This is a genomic window from Halalkalibacter wakoensis JCM 9140, from assembly GCF_000513095.1.
Classification (GTDB): domain Bacteria; phylum Bacillota; class Bacilli; order Bacillales; family Bacillaceae_D; genus Halalkalibacter; species Halalkalibacter wakoensis.
The window spans coordinates 1-18,685 of record NZ_BAUT01000042.1 but is presented as its reverse complement, the minus strand read 5'-3'; the positions used below and the strand labels follow the sequence as shown (position 1 = coordinate 18,685).

Sequence of the window (18,685 nt, the reverse complement as noted above, 5' to 3'; positions counted from 1 at the left end):
AATAAGGAGGAAAAACGAGGAGGAATTAGACTCAGGCGCCACTGTTGTTATGAAAAAACATTCTTTTTGCTATTTAAGTGAAACGTAATGTTCTATTTTGGTGATACAATCAACAAGATTTATAAAATCACCGTTAAAAGGTCAGCATGTAGACGCAAATGAGAAGGAAATCAGTCGTTTTCTAACAAAGGGTACTATTTAATTCCCAAATGAGAGAAGAGGGATAAGATAATATGATGGTGTCGATGCAAATTATTGAAACGATGAATGCACAATTCAGCGTGAAAAGTGAAGGGAGAAATGGAACAACCTTCTCCATTCGACTACCTATTGCTTTTAACAAGCAAGCGTTACGGATATAATGGACTAGAGTGTTTTACATAGTAGGAGGTAAAAAAATGAAACCGTACGTATTATTTTTAATGGCAGCCGTAATGTTTTTTGTAACAGGCTGTGGAACCGAACAAGGACAAGAAGAAATCAATTTAGAAGAACGAGAAGATGGTCATTATGAATTAGATGTAGAAGAAAACCCGATTGTTACGATGACGATGGAAAACGGTGATGTAATCGAAGTTGAACTATATCCAGAGGTGGCACCAAATACCGTTTTGAATTTCATCTCGCTTGTAGAAGATGGCTTTTATGATGGGCTCATTTTTCACCGAGTTATTCCTGGATTTATGATTCAAGGAGGCGATCCTTCTGGAAATGGAACAGGAGGACCAGGTTATTCCATTAAGGGCGAGTTCGAATCAAACGGGTTTGAGAACCCAATTGAACATGAACGAGGCGTTCTCTCGATGGCAAGAAGTCAACATCCGGACTCAGCCGGTTCACAATTTTTTATTATGCATGCCCATTCCCCTCACTTAGACGGTGACTACGCTGCATTTGGAAAAGTGATTGCAGGAATTGAAGCAGTAGACGCCATTGTCGAAGTCGAAACGAATCAAATGGACATGCCACTTACAGAGCAACGAATCGATACGGTAACGGTAGATACGAAGGGATATGAGTATCCTGAGCCTGTTGTGATAACGGAAGAGTAGAAGGGAAGAAGTGAATGTTACACGAATTTACAATTAACGTACCGTTTCAAACGATTGAGACGGTAACAGAAAAATTAAATACTGCGGGGATGTATCATCTGTATTATGAATCCCCAATAGAAATCATCAAAGTCCAAAATGGCTACGGCGTTGAGCATAAGGAAAACGCGAATGTAGATTTGAAAATTTATGCGAGCGAAGACGAAGTAAACAATTTGCCAACTTCTTACTTTGAAAAAATCGAACAGACACTATCCATTTCGAAAGAGCAAATTCAATATGTGACTCATGAAGAAGAAAATTGGGAAAGTTCGTATGAATTTGCTGATGTTGATCTAGGAAATGATTGGGTCATCACATACCCTCATTCGACGAACACATATGAGGGCAAACACATTTTGAAATTTGACCCGCTTGCTGCATTTGGAACGGGGCTTCATGAAACAACACAAGGCTGCTTGAAGCTGTTAGTAACAAAGGATGTTGCCGGGAAAAAGATTCTTGATTTAGGGACTGGTTCAGGCATGCTGTCGGTCGCAGCTTCTATTAAAGGAGCGAAAAAAGTTGTGGCCATTGATTATGAGCCTGTTGAACGAGAAGTCTTGCATAATGCCAAGCTTAACGGCCTTACGAACGAACTCGAAGTCATTCAAGCAGACTTAATTGACGGAGATTTTACCATTGACGAACAGTATGACTTAATCCTCATTAACATCGGTGCGGACGAAACAATGAGCATCTTAACGAAACACGATTTACTTAAAAACAGCAATGAATTTATTATCTCTGGATTAGTTGAATGGCACCTAGATTCACTGATTGAACAGTTTGAAAAAGGTGGCTTTGAAATCGCGGAGAAATTACAACTGAATGAGTGGGTGTCGATTTATTTTAGAGCTGTTGCTGAATAGTTGAAAATAGTGAAGGGGTTGTTCCAAAAGGTCGGTTAAGGCTTGTTGGGGCAACCCTTTTTGAAGTTTGATGAAGAGGGCTTGGTGCCAAGCGGACATACGATCCGTTATGTGTGACAAAAAGGCTGATTTTAGCGGGTGAGAGGACAGGAGATCCGTTATTTAGTCATTTTGAGGGGAATTCCTCTTGATTTTAGGTGAATAGCGGAACGTGTGTCCGCCAACACCCAAAAAAGAGATGTTTTTGCTTAGATAACGGAATGTGAGTCCGCCAAAATTCTCTACTCAATGAATTCCTCTCTAATATGGGTTATCTTAGTTCAAACTTCGTCCGTATAAGGAGGGAAAACATGGATACAGAAAAAACTAATGAGTTTGATCAATGCCGTACGAGTGCTAACATCGACGCTCGATTTAGATAAAGTATTGTATCAATTATCAAAGAAGTATTGAGTGTTATTGAAGGTTCGAATGCTAGTGTCTTGTTTTTGTATGATGAGAAGTTAAATAAGCTCTATCCGAAAGCGGCAGTTGGATTTGATATGAAATACTTGCAGCATATTTTAACTAATGGAGGGGATGCCTCAAAAGGTCAATAGTGTACCTTTTGGGACATCCCCTTTTTGATTCTTATTGAATGGTTACGTCGTTTAGCATCATAATCCGGGACGGATGAAGCCAGAAACCTTCTACATTATTTCCTAGAGCAGTCACATATTCTGTATGTCTCAGAAGAACTAATGGTGCTTCCTCTAATTCGATTTCTTGTGCTTCATGGTATAAGGCTAATCGTTTGTCGGGATCAGATTCTTTTCTTCCTTCATCAATTAGACGATCAACTTCTTCATTATGATAATATGAACGGTTCCCTGCATTGCCATGAGTATCAGAATGGTAAAGGTAGTACTGGTTATAATCTGCATCACCAGTCATATTAGACCAACCTAGAATGAACATTTCATGCTCACCAGCACCTGTTTTTTCCAAATAGGCACCCCATTCTAGAACTTCAATGGAAACATTAATTCCAATTTCGGCGAGTTGAGCTTGAACGACTTCCGTAATATCCATACGCTCGCGGTTATCATTTGTCCAAATTGTCGTATCAAAGCCACCCTCGTAGCCAGCTTCAGCTAGTAATCGCTTCGCTTCTTCAACGTCAAATCCGTAACCTTCTAAATCAGGATGATAGCCCCATACTCCAGGTCCCATAGGGCCTTCAGCTTTAATCCCAACTCCGTTATAAACATGATCTACGATAGATGCTGTGTCAATGGCTAGATTGATGGCTTGTCTGACACGGATGTCATTGAATGGTTCTTTGTTCATATTCATCCCAATATAATCAATACCTAAACCTTCACTTCTATATAATTTCATTTCAGACGAAGCTTCAATTCTACTAATGTCATTTGTCGGTACAGGCTCGGCAATGTGAGCTTCACCAGTTTCAACTTCAGCAACTCGGGTTAAATCTTCAGGAACCACTTTAAAGACTACTTCATCAACCTTCATACCACCGTTCCAATGCTCTTCATTGTTCACAAGGGTAATTTGTTGTCCTGGATTCCATGAACTGAATTTAAGGGGACCGGTACCAACTGGCTTTTCGCCAAGAGAAACGTTTCCTTCATAATCTTCCTGAATAGCCGTGGGACTAATCATACCGGCAGAATAGTGTGATAGATTAGCTAATAAAGGTGAAAAAGGATATTCTGTAGTAAATGTTACTTCATAATCACTAACAACCTCTATATCTGAGATCATTTCAAACAAGGATGCACGATTTGATCCAACTTCTGGGTCAAGAACACGTTCAATTGTTGCCTTTACAGCTTCTGCATTGAAGTTCGTTCCATCGTGGAAGGTTACTCCTTCTCTAAGCTTAAGCGTCCAAGTTAACTCATCAACTCTCTCCCAACTCTCTGCTAAACCAGGTTGGATTTCCATTTCTTGATCTTGAATAACAAGAGTTTCATAGATCTTACCGTGGTAAACATTTGCTGAAGGAATGTCATCTCCTAAGTGAGGATCTAACTGAGTTGCATCTGATAGAGTTGCTATATTCAGTATGCCACCTTCTTGAACTTCATTAACTTCTCCTTCATTTTCTGTGCTAGTAGAATTAGGTTCAGTAGCGCATCCCGCAAGTACTAAACTACTGATAAACAATGCTGATAACCATTTTGTTACTTTTTTCATTCTGTTTCCCGCCTTTGTTGTTATGAATTATGATGAATAATTTGAAGCTCTTTTGTGGCTTTCGTTGCATTTTCGTAACGATCTTCTGTAATAATCAGGAGATCCTCGATGCGAACGCCACCCCAACCAGAAAGATAGATACCCGGTTCAACTGTAATGACCATTCCTGGCTCTAATACGGTATAGTCATTTGATCTCATCACTGGTTTCTCATGAATATTTAAGCCTAACGCATGACCTAAACTATGACCAAAATGATCGCCATATCCTGCTTCGCGAATGACTGAACGTGCTATTTCGTCTAACTCAGCACATACTTTTCCTGGACCAATGTGTTTTAGTGCTTCTAGCTGAGCGCTGTGCACAATATCATAAATTTCTCTCTGCTTTTGACTCGGTTCACCGATGACAACCGTCCGTGTAAAATCGGAGTAATAGCCGTCTACAACAGCGCCGATATCCATTTTGACGAATTCGCCTGCCGCCACAACACGATTCGTTGCAGCACCGTGCGGTAGGGCAGAGCGCTCACCTGAAGCAATAACATGATTTGCCTTTATGCCTTCTGCGCCATTTTTCTTCATGATATATTCCAGTTCGAGCCCAATCTCTTTCTCCGTTAATCCAGGCTGGATAAAAGATAAAATATGCTCAAATGCTAGATCACAAATCGCAACACCCTTTTTGATCTTCTCAATCTCACTTTGATCTTTAATTTTACGGATATCATTCACCGCTTGACTAAATGATTTAGGCTTAAGATTGCTATGACCCTTTTCAAGCTCTCTTAAAAAACCAATTGGAAGCGTGTCCTCAATACCTACATTGGTAAGATTCAATTTTTTTAAACGAAAGACGACCTCCTCAGCTAAGGTGCCATAATGTTGAATCACGTGAAACAAACTAGATTCTTCGTTGGCTTGTTCCACATATCGGAAATCCGTTAGCAATATAGCTTCCGTTTCTGTGATGATGATGGCCCCGCTTGTCCCCGTAAAATTCGAAAAGTACCTTCGATTTTCACTAGATACAAATAAAGCTCCTTCGACCTTATCTTCACGCATTTTCTTTCGTAGCTTCTTAAGTCTACTCTCGATAAACATGTATTCACTCCTCTCTTTGAATATCAATATGGAACTATTTTAGTAAATTGTATTTACTTTTGTTGTACATTATATATAAATGGTTACAATATGGCAACCGAATAATGAGAAAAATCTAAATTAAAAGAACAGTACAACAAAATCTATCCTTCAGACAATTGCTTCTTCTTGGTAGGGAGAGGTGAAAATTGAGCTTACATTTGTTGCATTAGTTCATAATAGGAGGAACTGAGTTGCAGCTGACGTTCACTCGTTTAAACGATTCACAAAGTAAACATGGGTGTTGATTTTTATTATTCAGAAATATTAATTTTTGTAGACGATCACTGAATATTGATTTATAATTAGATTTACAAAATGGTTGATAAAACTTCCTGAAATATGAACAAATGAAAGCTAATAAAAGAATTTAATTACAAAAGTAAGGGGATGGAGAAGAATGACAAATACATATGATTCATTGTACTACCCGTACTCATCACAGCGAAACGTAGTCTATGGAAATAGAGGAATGGTAGCAACTTCGCAGCCGTTAGCGGCACAAGCTGGGTTGCAAATATTAAAAGAAGGTGGAAATGCGATTGATGCAGCCATTGCTACAGCTGCTTGTTTAACAGTTGTTGAACCAACTTCGAATGGAATTGGGTCAGATGCATTTGCACTAGTATGGGTAAAAGGAGAACTTCATGGGTTAAATGCAAGTGGACAAGCGCCATTAGCACTAACACCTGAAGCGATGAAAGAGGCAGGGCATGAAACGGAATTACCAAAGTACGGTTTAACACCTGTAACTGTACCAGGGGCACCCGGTGCGTGGGCAGAATTATCGAAAAAATTTGGAAAGTTGCCATTAACACAAGTATTGGCACCGGCGATTGATTATGCTGAGAATGGATATGTCGTTTCTCCTACGCTTGCAAAGTACTGGAAGAGAGGGTTTGAAACGTTCTCCAAAGTAGGAAAAGGGGAAGAGTTTACATCTTGGTTTGAAACGTTTGCACCTAATGGCAAGGTACCAAAGGCTGGAGACATTTGGTCATCTAAAGGACATGCTGACACATTGCGTAAAATTGCTAAAACGAATGCTGATTCGTTTTATAAAGGAGAATTAGCTGATCAGATTGATGCTTTTTCTCAAAAACACGGTGGATATATTCGTAAAAGTGATTTAGAAGCGTATGCACCAGAATGGGTGAAGCCGATTAGTGTGAATTACCGTGGCTATGACGTATGGGAAATCCCACCAAATGGACAGGGATTAATTGCCTTGCATGCTCTCAATATTATCAAAGGCTTTGAGTTTAAAGCAAAAGACGAAGTAGATACGTACCATAAACAAATTGAAGCAATGAAGTTAGCATTTACAGATGGGTTAAAATACATCACAGAAGAGAAATCGATGTCCGTTTCAGTGGATGAAATTCTATCAGAACAATATGCAGCGAGCCGACGTGCTTTGATTGGTGAAGAAGCACTAACACCTGAAGCAGGTGAGCCGCAAAAGGGTGGAACCGTCTATCTTGCAGCAGCCGATGGCGATGGAAACATGGTTTCCTTTATTCAAAGTAATTATATGGGCTTTGGTTCAGGAATTGTTGTACCGAATACGGGAATCTCATTGCAAAACCGCGGCAATAATTTCTCACTTGATCCAAAACACGATAATTACCTTGTTCCTGGAAAGAAAACATACCATACGATCATTCCGGGATTCCTTACGAAAGACGGAGAAGCTGTTGGACCATTTGGTGTGATGGGTGGCTTTATGCAGCCACAAGGACACGCACAGGTGATCATGAACACAGTTGATTTCCACTTGAATCCGCAAGCATGTCTTGATGCACCACGTTGGTTATGGACAAAGGATAAAACAGTCGAAGTGGAGCCTCACTTCCCTGTTCATATTGCACAAGCGCTTCAGCGTAAAGGGCATCATATTGTAAGAGCTCTTGACGAAGGTGGCTTTGGTCGTGGCCAAATCATTTGGAGAAACAATGAGACAGGTGTCCTTTGCGGCGGAACAGAGCCAAGAACGGACGGAGAAGTTGCTGCTTGGTAAAATAAAAAAATCCCCTTTGAGTAGATAACTCTACTTAAAGGGGATTCTTTTTGTACTGGAGGCTAAGACTCTTTTAAAGAAAGAAATAAAAATGGAAAGGCCAATTCCGGCAAGCAATCCTAAAAACACATCAATCATTAACGTAGCAAAAAAAGTCACAAGAAGGATAAATGCATCAATAGGAGATGTTCGCATAAGCTGTGGTACTTTGTTTAAGTGAACTAGTTTTGCAACAGCTAGAATAATAATCGCCGCAAGAGTCGCTGTTGGTAAAGAATAAAAAAGAGGAGTTAAATAGACTAACGTTACAATGATAAAAAAAGCTGTAATGAGGAGCGATAAGTTGGTTCTTGCACCAGCTTGGTCATTTACAGCCGTTCTAGATAGAGCGCCAGCGACCGGAATAGAGCCGACGAACGAACTTGAAATGTTGGCAAGACCTAAGCCGACCAATTCTTGATTTGTATCAAGCTTCTCTTTTTCTTTTGCATTCATCGTTTTTGCCACAGCGTAAGATTCGAGAAAAGCAACAAAGGCTATTGTACCTGCTATCGGCAACAACATGAACAGGGTGTCCACTGATGGTAGATTGATTGTGAGCGCAGGCAATCCGCTCGGAATCGCTCCAACGACTGCAACTCCTGTTTGTTCTAAATTTAGATAATGAACACCTGTAATCGCCAAGATGATGACGAACAACGGTGCGAAAGTAGGAACCACTTTTTTTAAAAGAAGCAAAAAGCATAGACTGCTTAATCCAATGACAGCTGTATCAACGTTAGCCTCTGGTATGTTTGAAATGAGTACCAATACATAACTTACAGCATCATGATACGGCGGAAGCGAGAGTCCAAGTAAGACTTTTATTTGATTTAAGGCAATAATGATGGCAACGGCCGAAGTGAATCCAGTTATAACCGTAGGCGATATGTAATCAAACAGAAAGCCAGTTTTGAATAAACCCATCAATAAAAGCATACAACCAACCATCAAACCGAGCATTAACATGAGTTCTAAAAACTGATTAGAATGTGCTGGAGCAATGCTTGAAACTCCTGTGAAAGCAAGAAGTGAAACAATGGAAACAGGTCCAACGGATAAGTGCTTGCAGCTTCCAAACAGTGCATAGATCATTAATGGGACGGTGGCTGCGTATAACCCAATGACAAGGGGGACACCGGCAATCGAAGCATAAGCCATACTTTGTGGAATAAAGAGAATAGCTACAACGATTCCAGCTAATAAATCTCGAGGGAAATTCGTGCGATTATAGTGATACAGTCGTTCTAAGCCAGGCATACATTTAAAAAGCATAAACACCCTCCAACAGTCGTTATTTCAATGGGATTGCTTGTCTATTATATGAACGTAAGGAAGGATCATGACAAATCAAAAAAACCGTGAACTTTCTATATAGAAAGCCCGCGGCTTTTTCGATGTCCTTATGCATTTGCTTTATTTCTGGCGTTTGTTTTTTTCGTTTGCCAAACGGTAAAGGCAATTGATAAAACAGTAAGAATTAAAAATGTTAAAGAAATCGGTCTAGAGAAAAATAACGTCCAATCCGGATCAGACATAAACGCTCTTCGTAAATTCACCTCAGCAATAGGTCCGAGAATAACACCGATAATCGCTGGAGCCAATGCAAATTTATATTTAGTGAAAAGGTAACCGATAATCCCCATCGCTAAAAGAATGTATAAATCAGTTAACCGATTGTTAAGGACAAATGTCCCGATAACACATAACACTAAAATAACAGGTACTAATAAGTGAGTAGGGACTTGCGTAACTTTCATAAAATAACGAATTCCTAAAAATTGAGTAATCAGCATCCAAAACGAAGCGACGAAGAAAGCGAAAAAGATGCCGCCAACCACATTTGGTTCATTGACGATTAATAACGGTCCAGGAGAAATCCCGTGTACCATTAATGCTGAAAGCAACACAGCTGTCACGGCAGACCCAGGAATCCCTAAGGCAACAGTAGGAATTAAGTCTCCACCTACTGTAGAGTTGTTTCCTGCTTCTGATGCGATCACGCCTTCCTCACAGCCAGTTCCAAATTTCTCAGGCTTCTTTGACCATTTTTTCGCTTGGTCATAGGCGACGATGTTAGCTATACTTCCACCAGCACCTGGAATGGCCCCGATAATTGAACCGATGGTAGAAGAGCCGATTAGTGTACCCGGCTTAGATAAGACCGTTTTTAACGTTTTAATTGGTTGAAGGACAAAACGAACGTTTTCAAGCTTTTCTTTTTGACGATCTTCTTGATCCTTATTCAATTGCGTCCTCTCTAATGATTGTAGAAGACGTGAGATGGCAAACATCCCGATTAATACTACTAAGAAGGGAATACCGGCACGTAACGCTCGTATATCAAAGGAAAAGCGAGAAATACCTGCTATAGGATCGGCACCGACCGTGGCGATCAAAATCCCAAACAGCCCTGCAATAAGTCCTTTGAGAACCGATTCGCCGGTTACACTCGCAATGATCGTTAAAGACACAACAATTAATGAAAACATCTCCCAGGGACCGAACAACAAGGCGAATCTAGCTATTTGCGGAGCAATCGTTACTAATAAAAGCAAACTAATAATAGAGCTTAAAAACGATGCCCATATTCCGATAGAGAGAGCTTTCCCAGGCTTCCCTTTCTTCGCCATAGGATAAGCATCAAATGTCGTGGCGATCGATGATGGGGTACCAGGAATGCCTAAAAGTGCAGCACTTATGAGACCGCCGGACATTCCACCAACAAAAACACCAATCATCGCTGCTACACCAGCAACAGGGTCCATCCCGAATGTTAAAGCAATGTAAGTACAATAGCCATAGCAACCGTAAAACCAGGAATTAATCCTGCTAAAATCCCGACAACAACCCCAACTAATATAATGAGTAGAATACGGATCTGAAAGATCTCAGCAATACCTAATAATAATAAATCGAACACATGGATAACCTCCTTTCTTTTTTACTAGAAAAATAAACCTGACGGGAATCGAACATATAATACATTTTGAAAAAAGATATACGTTGAAACGGTAATGACAACAGACACAATTGTTGCAACAAGAAGATCTTTTTTCTTTTTTGGACCAATAATGATGGCTGTAACAATAATAAAGATGATCGTTGTGATAATAAATCCGATATATTGCATTAAAAAGATATAAAGAAAGAAATTTAGTAGAGTAATAAAGACGAGTTTATATTCAATAAACACTTCTTTTACATACTCCCTCACTTTCAACTTCTTCAATTCAGCTCGTTGACTAATAAGGTCTCTTACTTTTGAGATCACTAGAATGAGAGAAAGGAGACCTAGTAAGAGAGCGATTAATTGAGGGAAGGACTGGGTTTAACGTGACTTCATTAAACTGTGGGAAATCCCGGGAACTCGAGTAAATAAGCAAACATAATATGATTAAAGCAAGTCCAATGAGCAAATCACCCATTTTTTATCCTCCTTTCACTTCATCATTTATAACGTAAATAAAAAGGGGGCCAGTGTTGGACCCCCTTTTTACCGGCTTGTAAAGCTTATTCAGAAGCCTCAATTTCTTCAATAATGGCTTTAATAATAGCGTCTTGGCTTTCTAAATGAGCTTTATATGCTTCAGGGCCCATGAAGTTGACACTGGCTCCAGCACTTGTTACACCTTCAATATAGGCTTGGTCATTTGCTGTGTCTTCAAATACTTGTCCTAAATAGTCAATCACTTCTTGAGGTGTACCAATTGGTGCAACGTAACCTCGGTTGATGCTAAGTAAAATATCATAACCTTCTTCTGTAAATGTAGGAACATCAGGAGCATGTTCTAAACGCTCTTGAGTACCAACAGCTAGGAAATTCATATGTCCTGCTTCAACAAAGTCTCTTGCAGAAGGGTAGTCAACGATCGCAGCGTCAATATGTCCACCAGCTAACGCTTGGATCGCTTCACCTAATCCTTCGTAACCAACAAGATTATAGTTAATATCTAATTCTTGTCCCATTTGCTCTAACCAAACACGTGGAATTCCGCTTACAGTACCGCCGAAACGAATTTCTTCATTTTGACCTAATTCAACGAATTCTTCTAAAGTCGTAATATCTAAATGACTGGCAACAGCCAAAATTTGATCTGCAGAAGACATGGCAGCAATTGGAATAAAGTTATCAAAATTGATTGGTGTAATACCAGAATGATGAGCAACAAGAAGACCTTCATGAATTTGACCTAAATGGTAACCATTCGCTTCTTTTTCTTCTAGTTCTTCTAAGCCGACCGTTCCGCCTACACCAGGAAGGTTCACATTAACAAATGTTGTATCGATATGATTTTGAGCATGCTCTGTAACAAGTCTTCCTTCAATATCACTTCCCCCGCCTGGAGCCCAAGGGATAATCATTTCAATTTCTCTTTCTGGATACGCATCAACAGACGCTTCATTACTTCCGCAACCTGCTAAAAGAATGGCTGTTAATGATAGAATCATTAACATTTGAACGAATTTAACTGTTTTCTTACTCATAGTTTTCTCCCCTTTTAAATCTTTGTTCTTTTTATAGGAAATTACCAGCCGGTAACTAATCCACAAGTCTTGATTAAACGAAATTTTCAGACAAATAATATACTAGACTACTATTGATATTTTTGAAAAAAAGTAATTATCTGAATGATCTCTAAATTATAAGGTATATCATATTTACAGTCAATCACCAAAATGAATATTTTTATTTCTTTAAGAAGTTTATTTTTGGATTTGTGTTTCTATTTGTTAAGATATTGGTTATTTTTATGATCTAATTGAATTATATTAATAATTATTGTAATTATTTGGATATACTATTAACTTTTTAAGAAGCTACAGTTTAAGCGAGTGGTTGAATGGAGAATTTTATAGTGAAGCCAATTCGTGATCGGCACTTGGGGTTGAATTGTTTCTATTGAATTTCATTTCTTTACGTTGTAATAGAACGTTTAAAAACGTATGCAATGCATGACAAACAAAGGAACCCCCAGTTACGCTAACTGGGGGGTTGTTAAGATACTATACTTTTAATCTTCCAGCCACTAGTTTTAATTCATCCACAATTTCACTTAGGTTTTCACTCGATTGAGCGGAGTTTGAAACGGATGCTGAAAGTTCTTCAATGGATGCTGTTATTTCCTCTGTAGCTGCAGCATTCTCTTCAGCAATGGCAGAGAGACTTTGCATAATTTCGATTAATTCATTTTTCTTCGTTTCCATCTCTAGACCAGATTTGTTTAGGTCGTTTAACCCATACTGAATTTTTTCAATTGAGTTAGATATATGGACTAGTTTGTTGTCGACATTCTTTACATTCTCTGATTGGTCTGCAATAATCGTTTTCAATTCAGTCATTGCACTTGAGGCTTCCGTTGTCTTCTTTCCTAGTTCACTAATATCATTTGTGATTTCTTGAGAAAATTGCTGAGATTCCATTGCTAATTTACGAATTTCTTCCGCAACAACAGAGAAGCCTCTCCCATGTTCTCCCGCTCGTGCTGCTTCAATTGAAGCGTTTAAAGCGAGCAAGTTTGTTTGGTTCGTTATCGCTAAAATGCCTTCACTAGCCCTTTCAATTTTTTCGAAGCTTTTTTCAGACTGTTGGAAGGTTGTAGAAACCTTTTTTACGGTCTCGGTGCTGCTCGTATTTGATTGAATTAAGTTTTGACTTACGACTTCAGCTTCTTCTTTATATCGGTCGATTTCCTGAATCAGATCATTAACATTCTTTAATTCACGTTGGTCTTTTTCAATAATGGAAGCAAGATTTTCAACATGTTCGGTTCCTTTTTCCGTATCGGTCGCTTGTCCAGATGCTCCTGAAGCAATATCGTTTATCGTAGAAGCAACTTCATCAGCTGAAGAAGAAGATTGATACGCTATTTTCATAAACTCTTTTGTACTTTGTGAGACGGAGTTTGTTGTTTTTTCAAGAGAATCAATTAAATCAGCACGGTCCTGCTGAACAGCTTGAAGCGCTTGCCCAATTAAAGAATATGTACCACCGCGTTTAATGAGTGGCTCTGTAATCTCACGTAGCTTTTTGTTTTCACTACCTTTTGATAAATTGACCAAATCCCGATTTATCGTCTTAGCCGAACTTAATTGAATGTCGACCCCAATTACACCCACATATGTACCTTGCTTTTTGAATGGTATAGCAACAGTCGTCATTAAGGTTGGCTGACCGTCAATGTCAAAATGAAAAGGGTCGATGATTGTTAGGCTCTTTTCTTCTAACGGGCGAGTGTAAAATTCCTCAGAGTGTAATTGATCAAGAAAAGTGACTTCGATGTTGTCCACTCCACGATACACATAAGGAGACATTTGCCCAGAGGAAGCATTTCCATTTTGATTAATAAAGCGGTGATCCTGGTCATCAAAAGCATTTGGTTCCCACGCAGCCCAAACACCAAGGAATTGAGAGTGATCATTTATATGGGTTTTTAAATCGTTAATGACTTCATCTCTACTTGAGTATGATTTTTCAGAAACGTCTTTGTGCATCTTCTTTGTTGTTTTTACGGCTTCGTCAATAACGAGATAATCGCTAAGGGAAGCTGTTTTGATACCTTTAAATATTTCATGTAATTGATTCGTAGATTGCAAGGATTTAAAAATAAAGTATAAACCAATGGCTAGAGCAAGATCGTTAGTGTAACACTAAGCATGGTACTCGTAATGATAAAATTAATGAGAATCGCTGCTACAAAAAGAATAGCAAGAAAATAAGGTATTGATTTGTTCGTATTCATTTAAATAATCTCCTCAGGTGACTGATTTTGTTCATAACTAGATTAGCATGATGTTAATCTATTATACGTTAAAAGGTAAGTAAGTTCTAGGAATAAAGTCTGTGCTTGGTATTTCTGTTGAGGAAGTAGCGTGTAGTGGAAGTGGGGGACACACGATCCGTTATGTGTGACAAAAAGGCCGATTTTAGTGAGTGAGAGGACAGGAGATCCGTTATTTACGCTTTTTGAGTGAAATTATTCTTGATTTTTAGTGAATAGCGGAACGTGTGTCCGCGAACACCCAAAAAAGGGTTGTTTTTGCTAAAATAACGGAACGTGAGTCCTGCTAAGTTACTAGGTTGCGAGATAATCTCACAGTTTGAATTCATGATGTTAAAGAAAGCAAAGCATCAGCATGCCCAGATCTAGTTCATCTATCCAAACATACAATGCAAAATTGTTCAATGAGTACAATGACTTCCTCCTATTCTGCCTCTATGATAATCATAGATAAGAATGCTAGGGGAGGGGATTCCTATGAAAACCATGCTCATTAAAAACGCTCGAAACATCATCACAATGGACAGAGAGCGCAGGCAGTATCCAGGTGCAAGTATGTACATAGAAGGACAGGAAATCAAAGCAATTGGTTCGAACCTACCTTATGAAACAGCTGATACCGTCATTGATGCGAGAGATAAAATCATTTTTCCAGGGTTAATTAACACCCATCACCATTTATATCAGACGTTTACCCGAAACATTCCCGCTGCACAAGATTGTGAGCTGTTCGATTGGCTCCTCACGTTATATGATATCTGGAAGCATTTGCGACCGGAAGATGTGTATGTAAGTGCGATGGTTGGGTTAGGTGAGCTCTTGAAAAGTGGCTGCACGACGGCTTCTGATCACTTTTATGTGTTTCCAAATGGGGTCAGTGGCGAGTTAATTGACGAAGAGATTCGTGCAGCGAGTGAACTAGGCATTCGTTTCTTTCCTACAAGAGGGTCGATGAGCTTAGGACGCTCAAAAGGTGGTCTTCCACCAGATGAAGTGGTGCAAACAGACGAGGCGATTTTACGAGATACGAGGCGAGTCATTGAGACGTACCATGATTCGAGCAAGTTTTCAATGGTTCGTGTAGGTGTGGCTCCATGTTCTCCTTTTTCTGTAAGCCGTGATTTGCTGCGTGAGTCTGCAGCATTAGCTAGAAGCTATCAAGTTCGAATGCACACGCATCTAGCAGAAACGAAGGATGAAGAGGATTTCTGCGTAGAAACATACGGCATGCGTCCTTTGCAGTTAATGGAGGAAACGAACTGGATTGGTAATGATGTATGGTATGCACACGGGATTTGGTTTAATGATGAAGAAATCATTAAGATGGGGAATTGTGGCTGTGGCGTTGCGCATTGTCCGTCTAGCAACATGAAGCTCTCTTCGGGAACGTTTCCGATACTGAAAATGCTCGAAATGGGGTGAAGGTGGGACTCGGTGTTGACGGATCTGCGTCCAATGATGCATCTAGCATGCTGTTAGAGCTAAAAGTGATGAATCTCCTCCATAAACTACAGCATGGTTCGACCGCTTTAAGTGCAGAGGATTGCTTATATGTTGCAACAAGAGGCTCAGCGAAAGTACTTGGCTGGGAAGATAGCATTGGATCTCTAGAGGTAGGTAAGGCAGCCGATTTATTTATGATTGATTCAAAAAGATTAGAATTTGCCGGGGCGTTGTTTGACGATGCTTCTCTACCAATCATTACAGGAACGGCCCAGGTGGATATGACGATCGTCGGTGGGAAGGTAGTCGTTAAAGACGGCCGCCTCGTAAATGTAGAGGAAGAACGCCTAGCTGAAAGTGCTCAGCTTGCAGCTAATAGAATGGTAGAGTTAGCAAATGTACATAGTTCCAAGAAAAAGAAATCAACTGCTTCTCGGTTTTTGAAATAAAGATCAGTACAAAAGGACATTTGTTTCTCAAAGGTTGCTGCAAAAAGATTATTCCTCATAGTGAAATGGAGCGGAAGCCACTCGACTCCTGCGGGAAGAAGAGGTAGGGCTGAGACACCTCTGGCGTAGCCGAGGAGGCTCAGCACCTCCCCGCGGAAAGCGAGTGGCTGCAGCACAATGGAACGAACGTTAGTAGAACACATAACCCATACAAACTATAAAACATGAACTAGATAATGGTTCATGTTTTTTTGTCATATAAAGAGAGTAGGGGAGTGTGTAGATTCTTGTTGATAAAAATCAATACGACTAGATTCCTGTCGAAACGTAAATTTTCATATGAATTAGTAGTAGGGGAGGGGAGCAACTAGAAGACATCCTAGACGTTACTTTTTTACATAATATGGGTTGTATACAATAACGTATACAAGAATACAAATTGTAATCATGGTGTATACAAATATGTATTCTTGTAAACAAACATGTATACATAGCTAGATAAAGGGATGTGTACAACTTGTATATGTTGTACACAAAATAAGATATATTGTATACGAAAATGAATACAATATAGGGTCATTGACGAATCTAGCAGTCTGCTATACTCTTATATAAGTTGGAAAAAGTTATTAAATCCTGAAACGAAAGGGAATGATTTTGTATGAGTAAAACAAGAATTGCAGCTGTTGATGTAGGGAACGACTCTATTAAGGCGTTGTTTGGCAAAGCTGATTTTGAATTGAACATCCCAAATGTTATTGCGAGAGATACAGAAGATCGACCTGTTATTGGAATAGAAGATTTAAATGAGAAAGATCCTCTAGATGGATTACATATACGCGTACACTCCCCTGCCCTTTTAGAGAATAATGTGATTTACCGTGTTGGAAATCTAGCAACGAAAAGTAATAATCCTAACGAGCTAGATCCAGGAAGCAGCAAGTCAGAAGAAGATCAAACACTAGTGATGCTTTTTGCTTCATTAGCACTTGATGCTGTAAGAGAAGAAAATGCTGACACATTCAAGAAAACAAACAATGTTGTTGATGCAAACTATACATTAGGAACAGGTTTGCCGCTTCGTGAAGTAAAAGAAGGAAAAGATGTAGGCTATCGTTCGCAGCTATTAAGCTCTGTTCACCAAGTAGAGTTCCTTGTAACGCCAAAGTACCAAGGAATAAAAGTGAACATTAAATTTGATGAAGTGAAAGTGTATCCAGAGGGATTTGCAGCTTACATTAACCTTGTTATGGATAACAACTTAAACATTATTAATAGAGATTTAGTAGATAAAAGCATCTTAATTCAAGATATTGGTGGTCTTTCTACTGATATCGCGGTTATTAAAAACCGTAACGTTGACGATGATAAAGCACAAGGTTTTAACCTAGGGGTTGCAGAGTCATTAGAGCAAATTCGTGAGGAAATCCGTTCAAAGCATGGCGTTGAGCTTGATAGCGTCGTGATGTGGTGGATATTATTACGAAAAAACATGACCGCAATCACATTATGGTACGCGGAAGTCGGACTAGCGTTCATGATATTACGGACCGCATTTTAATGGAGCTTGCGAAAAAGCAGTACCGTCATTTACGTAATGTTTGGGCGAGAAACTCGCAAACAGAGATTTGCTACTTTGTTGGTGGCGGCGCAATGGTGTTGAAAGACTATTTAAAAACATTAAATAACAACCTGGACGGCTACAACATCGGCTTTTTTGAAGATGAAAAGGAAAGCATTTGGATGATGGCAAATGCTTACTATAAGTTGATTTCTGCTTTTACAAAAGCCAATGGACAAGATCCAAAAGGTAAAGATAAAGACAAACAACCAGTGAAAAACTAATAGGGTGATTTCATGAGTACAAAGGGGACGACTGGAATCCAGAGGGGACAGGCAATTACATTCCGTCTCCCCTCTGATACTCCAGATCACTTACTAAAACAACTGCAAAAGTTAAAAGAAACAGAGAGGCGCAACTTTTCTAGCAAAATCGCAGAATTTGCTCTTGAAGGGGTTAGCAACTCAATGGCGAAGGAACGCGAGACGATACGCATTCCTCTGCCAAAACAGTTAACGAAAGAACAGCGCAACTGGTTGCGTCATGCCCATTCAGAAGCGTTACTTGGGGCGATCGTTTTTCAGCTTTTAGCCGATCCGGTGCGGGCAACGTCGGTGTTGGCCTCACTTAATAGCAATAAGTTTGATATTGAAGAGGCGCTGTATTTGCAGGAGGCAGACGTGATGGAAGAGGTTGAAAAGTTACAAGCGGTTGAAGAAGAAGTCGCTAGTAGTCAAGAGGAGCTTGAAGAGGAGCCACTGCATGAAGATGCAGTCGATGACTTGGATGACGCGTTAGACAACTTTGACTGGAGCAAAGCACTGCAAGAGCATGCGGCGACAAAAGCGGAAGAAGAGCCTGAAAAAGAAGAAAGTGCAGAAGACTTGTTAGGTGGGTTTCTTGCAAAGATGAATAAATAGATGAATGAGCTGCCGGTTGGTGGCTCTTTTTAATAGGTTGTTTTTATTGGGTAGTGAATGTGACGCGTTCGTTCCATTGCGCTGCAGCCACTCGCTTTCCGCGGGGAGGTGCTGAGCCCCCTCGGCTACGCCAGAGGTGTCTCAGCCCTACCTCTATTTCCCGC

At 39.8% G+C, this 18,685-nt stretch carries 14 protein-coding genes and 2 pseudogenes; 8 read left to right on the top strand and 8 right to left on the bottom strand.

Annotation, left to right across the window (positions count from 1 at the left end):
• Nucleotides 1-233: 233 nt before the first annotated feature.
• The 4 genes from JCM9140_RS24945 (at nucleotide 234) to JCM9140_RS23845 (ending at nucleotide 2,562) form a co-directional block, all read left to right on the top strand.
• On the top strand, nucleotides 234-362 hold the full coding sequence (locus JCM9140_RS24945; protein ID WP_162232203.1) for a sensor histidine kinase: 129 nt from the start codon (nucleotides 234-236) through the stop codon (nucleotides 360-362).
• 36 nt (nucleotides 363-398) lie between these two features.
• The gene (locus JCM9140_RS14740; RefSeq protein ID WP_034748036.1) at nucleotides 399-1,052 is read left to right on the top strand and encodes a peptidylprolyl isomerase; all 654 of its coding nucleotides are present in this window, start codon (nucleotides 399-401) and stop codon (nucleotides 1,050-1,052) included.
• A gap of 14 nt (nucleotides 1,053-1,066) precedes the next feature.
• Complete coding sequence (locus JCM9140_RS14735; protein ID WP_034748033.1) at nucleotides 1,067-1,963, top strand: 50S ribosomal protein L11 methyltransferase; 897 nt, start codon at nucleotides 1,067-1,069, stop codon at nucleotides 1,961-1,963.
• A 449-nt stretch (nucleotides 1,964-2,412) separates the two neighbouring features.
• Nucleotides 2,413-2,562, top strand: coding sequence for a hypothetical protein (locus JCM9140_RS23845; RefSeq protein ID WP_156314889.1), 150 nt, complete (start codon nucleotides 2,413-2,415; stop codon nucleotides 2,560-2,562).
• 31 nt (nucleotides 2,563-2,593) lie between these two features.
• On the opposite strand, the gene JCM9140_RS14730 is transcribed toward JCM9140_RS23845, so the two are convergent.
• Nucleotides 2,594-4,165: a glutathione ABC transporter substrate-binding protein gene (locus JCM9140_RS14730; protein WP_034748030.1), complete on the bottom strand. Its 1,572-nt coding sequence runs from the start codon at nucleotides 4,163-4,165 to the stop codon at nucleotides 2,594-2,596.
• A 20-nt stretch (nucleotides 4,166-4,185) separates the two neighbouring features.
• Nucleotides 4,186-5,268 carry a M24 family metallopeptidase gene (locus tag JCM9140_RS14725; RefSeq protein ID WP_034748027.1) on the bottom strand — a complete coding sequence of 361 codons (1,083 nt, stop codon included), beginning with the start codon at nucleotides 5,266-5,268 and terminating at the stop codon, nucleotides 4,186-4,188.
• 439 nt (nucleotides 5,269-5,707) lie between these two features.
• Here JCM9140_RS14725 and JCM9140_RS14720 point away from each other — a divergent pair, with 439 nt between their 5' ends.
• A complete protein-coding gene (locus JCM9140_RS14720) occupies nucleotides 5,708-7,327 on the top strand; it encodes a gamma-glutamyltransferase family protein (protein ID WP_034748024.1) in 1,620 nt (539 codons plus the stop codon).
• A 30-nt stretch (nucleotides 7,328-7,357) separates the two neighbouring features.
• On the opposite strand, the gene JCM9140_RS14715 is transcribed toward JCM9140_RS14720, so the two are convergent.
• The 6 genes from JCM9140_RS14715 to JCM9140_RS22650 all read right to left on the bottom strand — a co-directional run bounded on the left by JCM9140_RS14715 (nucleotide 7,358) and on the right by JCM9140_RS22650 (nucleotide 13,861).
• Nucleotides 7,358-8,641, bottom strand: coding sequence for a SulP family inorganic anion transporter (locus tag JCM9140_RS14715; RefSeq protein ID WP_052002290.1), 1,284 nt, complete (start codon nucleotides 8,639-8,641; stop codon nucleotides 7,358-7,360).
• A 128-nt stretch (nucleotides 8,642-8,769) separates the two neighbouring features.
• Nucleotides 8,770-10,107 (bottom strand): tripartite tricarboxylate transporter permease, encoded by a 1,338-nt coding sequence (locus JCM9140_RS14710; RefSeq protein WP_235715369.1) that lies wholly within the window; start codon nucleotides 10,105-10,107, stop codon nucleotides 8,770-8,772.
• A 35-nt stretch (nucleotides 10,108-10,142) separates the two neighbouring features.
• Nucleotides 10,143-10,289: a hypothetical protein gene (locus JCM9140_RS24575; protein ID WP_235715368.1), complete on the bottom strand. Its 147-nt coding sequence runs from the start codon at nucleotides 10,287-10,289 to the stop codon at nucleotides 10,143-10,145.
• A gap of 24 nt (nucleotides 10,290-10,313) precedes the next feature.
• Complete coding sequence (locus JCM9140_RS14705) at nucleotides 10,314-10,676, bottom strand: tripartite tricarboxylate transporter TctB family protein (RefSeq protein WP_081727710.1); 363 nt, start codon at nucleotides 10,674-10,676, stop codon at nucleotides 10,314-10,316.
• Nucleotides 10,677-10,879: 203 nt separating this feature from the next.
• Complete coding sequence (locus JCM9140_RS14700; protein WP_052002289.1) at nucleotides 10,880-11,854, bottom strand: Bug family tripartite tricarboxylate transporter substrate binding protein; 975 nt, start codon at nucleotides 11,852-11,854, stop codon at nucleotides 10,880-10,882.
• Nucleotides 11,855-12,373: 519 nt separating this feature from the next.
• Nucleotides 12,374-13,861 (bottom strand): methyl-accepting chemotaxis protein, encoded by a 1,488-nt coding sequence (locus JCM9140_RS22650; RefSeq protein WP_206777498.1) that lies wholly within the window; start codon nucleotides 13,859-13,861, stop codon nucleotides 12,374-12,376.
• A gap of 743 nt (nucleotides 13,862-14,604) precedes the next feature.
• On the opposite strand from JCM9140_RS22650, the pseudogene JCM9140_RS14690 reads away from it, so the two are divergent.
• From JCM9140_RS14690 to JCM9140_RS14680, 3 genes and pseudogenes are all read left to right on the top strand, one after another.
• A pseudogene (locus JCM9140_RS14690) lies at nucleotides 14,605-16,040 on the top strand (8-oxoguanine deaminase).
• Between the two features lie 661 nt (nucleotides 16,041-16,701).
• Nucleotides 16,702-17,885, top strand: a pseudogene (locus JCM9140_RS14685) (Alp7A family actin-like protein).
• Nucleotides 17,886-17,897: 12 nt separating this feature from the next.
• On the top strand, nucleotides 17,898-18,521 hold the full coding sequence (locus JCM9140_RS14680; protein ID WP_034748021.1) for a hypothetical protein: 624 nt from the start codon (nucleotides 17,898-17,900) through the stop codon (nucleotides 18,519-18,521).
• Nucleotides 18,522-18,685: the final 164 nt, after the last annotated feature.

Bases quoted from the DNA above. Each gene is read 5' to 3' on its own strand.
- JCM9140_RS24945 (WP_162232203.1), top strand. From the start codon at position 234: ATGATGGTGTCGATGCAAATTATTGAAACGATGAATGCACAATTCAGC.
- JCM9140_RS14740 (WP_034748036.1), top strand. From the start codon at position 399: ATGAAACCGTACGTATTATTTTTAATGGCAGCCGTAATGTTTTTTGTA.
- JCM9140_RS14735 (WP_034748033.1), top strand. From the start codon at position 1,067: ATGTTACACGAATTTACAATTAACGTACCGTTTCAAACGATTGAGACG.
- JCM9140_RS14730 (WP_034748030.1), bottom strand. From the start codon at position 4,165: ATGAAAAAAGTAACAAAATGGTTATCAGCATTGTTTATCAGTAGTTTA.
- JCM9140_RS14725 (WP_034748027.1), bottom strand. From the start codon at position 5,268: ATGTTTATCGAGAGTAGACTTAAGAAGCTACGAAAGAAAATGCGTGAA.
- JCM9140_RS14720 (WP_034748024.1), top strand. From the start codon at position 5,708: ATGACAAATACATATGATTCATTGTACTACCCGTACTCATCACAGCGA.
- JCM9140_RS14715 (WP_052002290.1), bottom strand. From the start codon at position 8,641: ATGCTTTTTAAATGTATGCCTGGCTTAGAACGACTGTATCACTATAAT.
- JCM9140_RS14710 (WP_235715369.1), bottom strand. From the start codon at position 10,107: ATGATTGGTGTTTTTGTTGGTGGAATGTCCGGCGGTCTCATAAGTGCT.
- JCM9140_RS14700 (WP_052002289.1), bottom strand. From the start codon at position 11,854: ATGAGTAAGAAAACAGTTAAATTCGTTCAAATGTTAATGATTCTATCA.
- JCM9140_RS22650 (WP_206777498.1), bottom strand. From the start codon at position 13,861: ATGCACAAAGACGTTTCTGAAAAATCATACTCAAGTAGAGATGAAGTC.
- JCM9140_RS14680 (WP_034748021.1), top strand. From the start codon at position 17,898: ATGAGTACAAAGGGGACGACTGGAATCCAGAGGGGACAGGCAATTACA.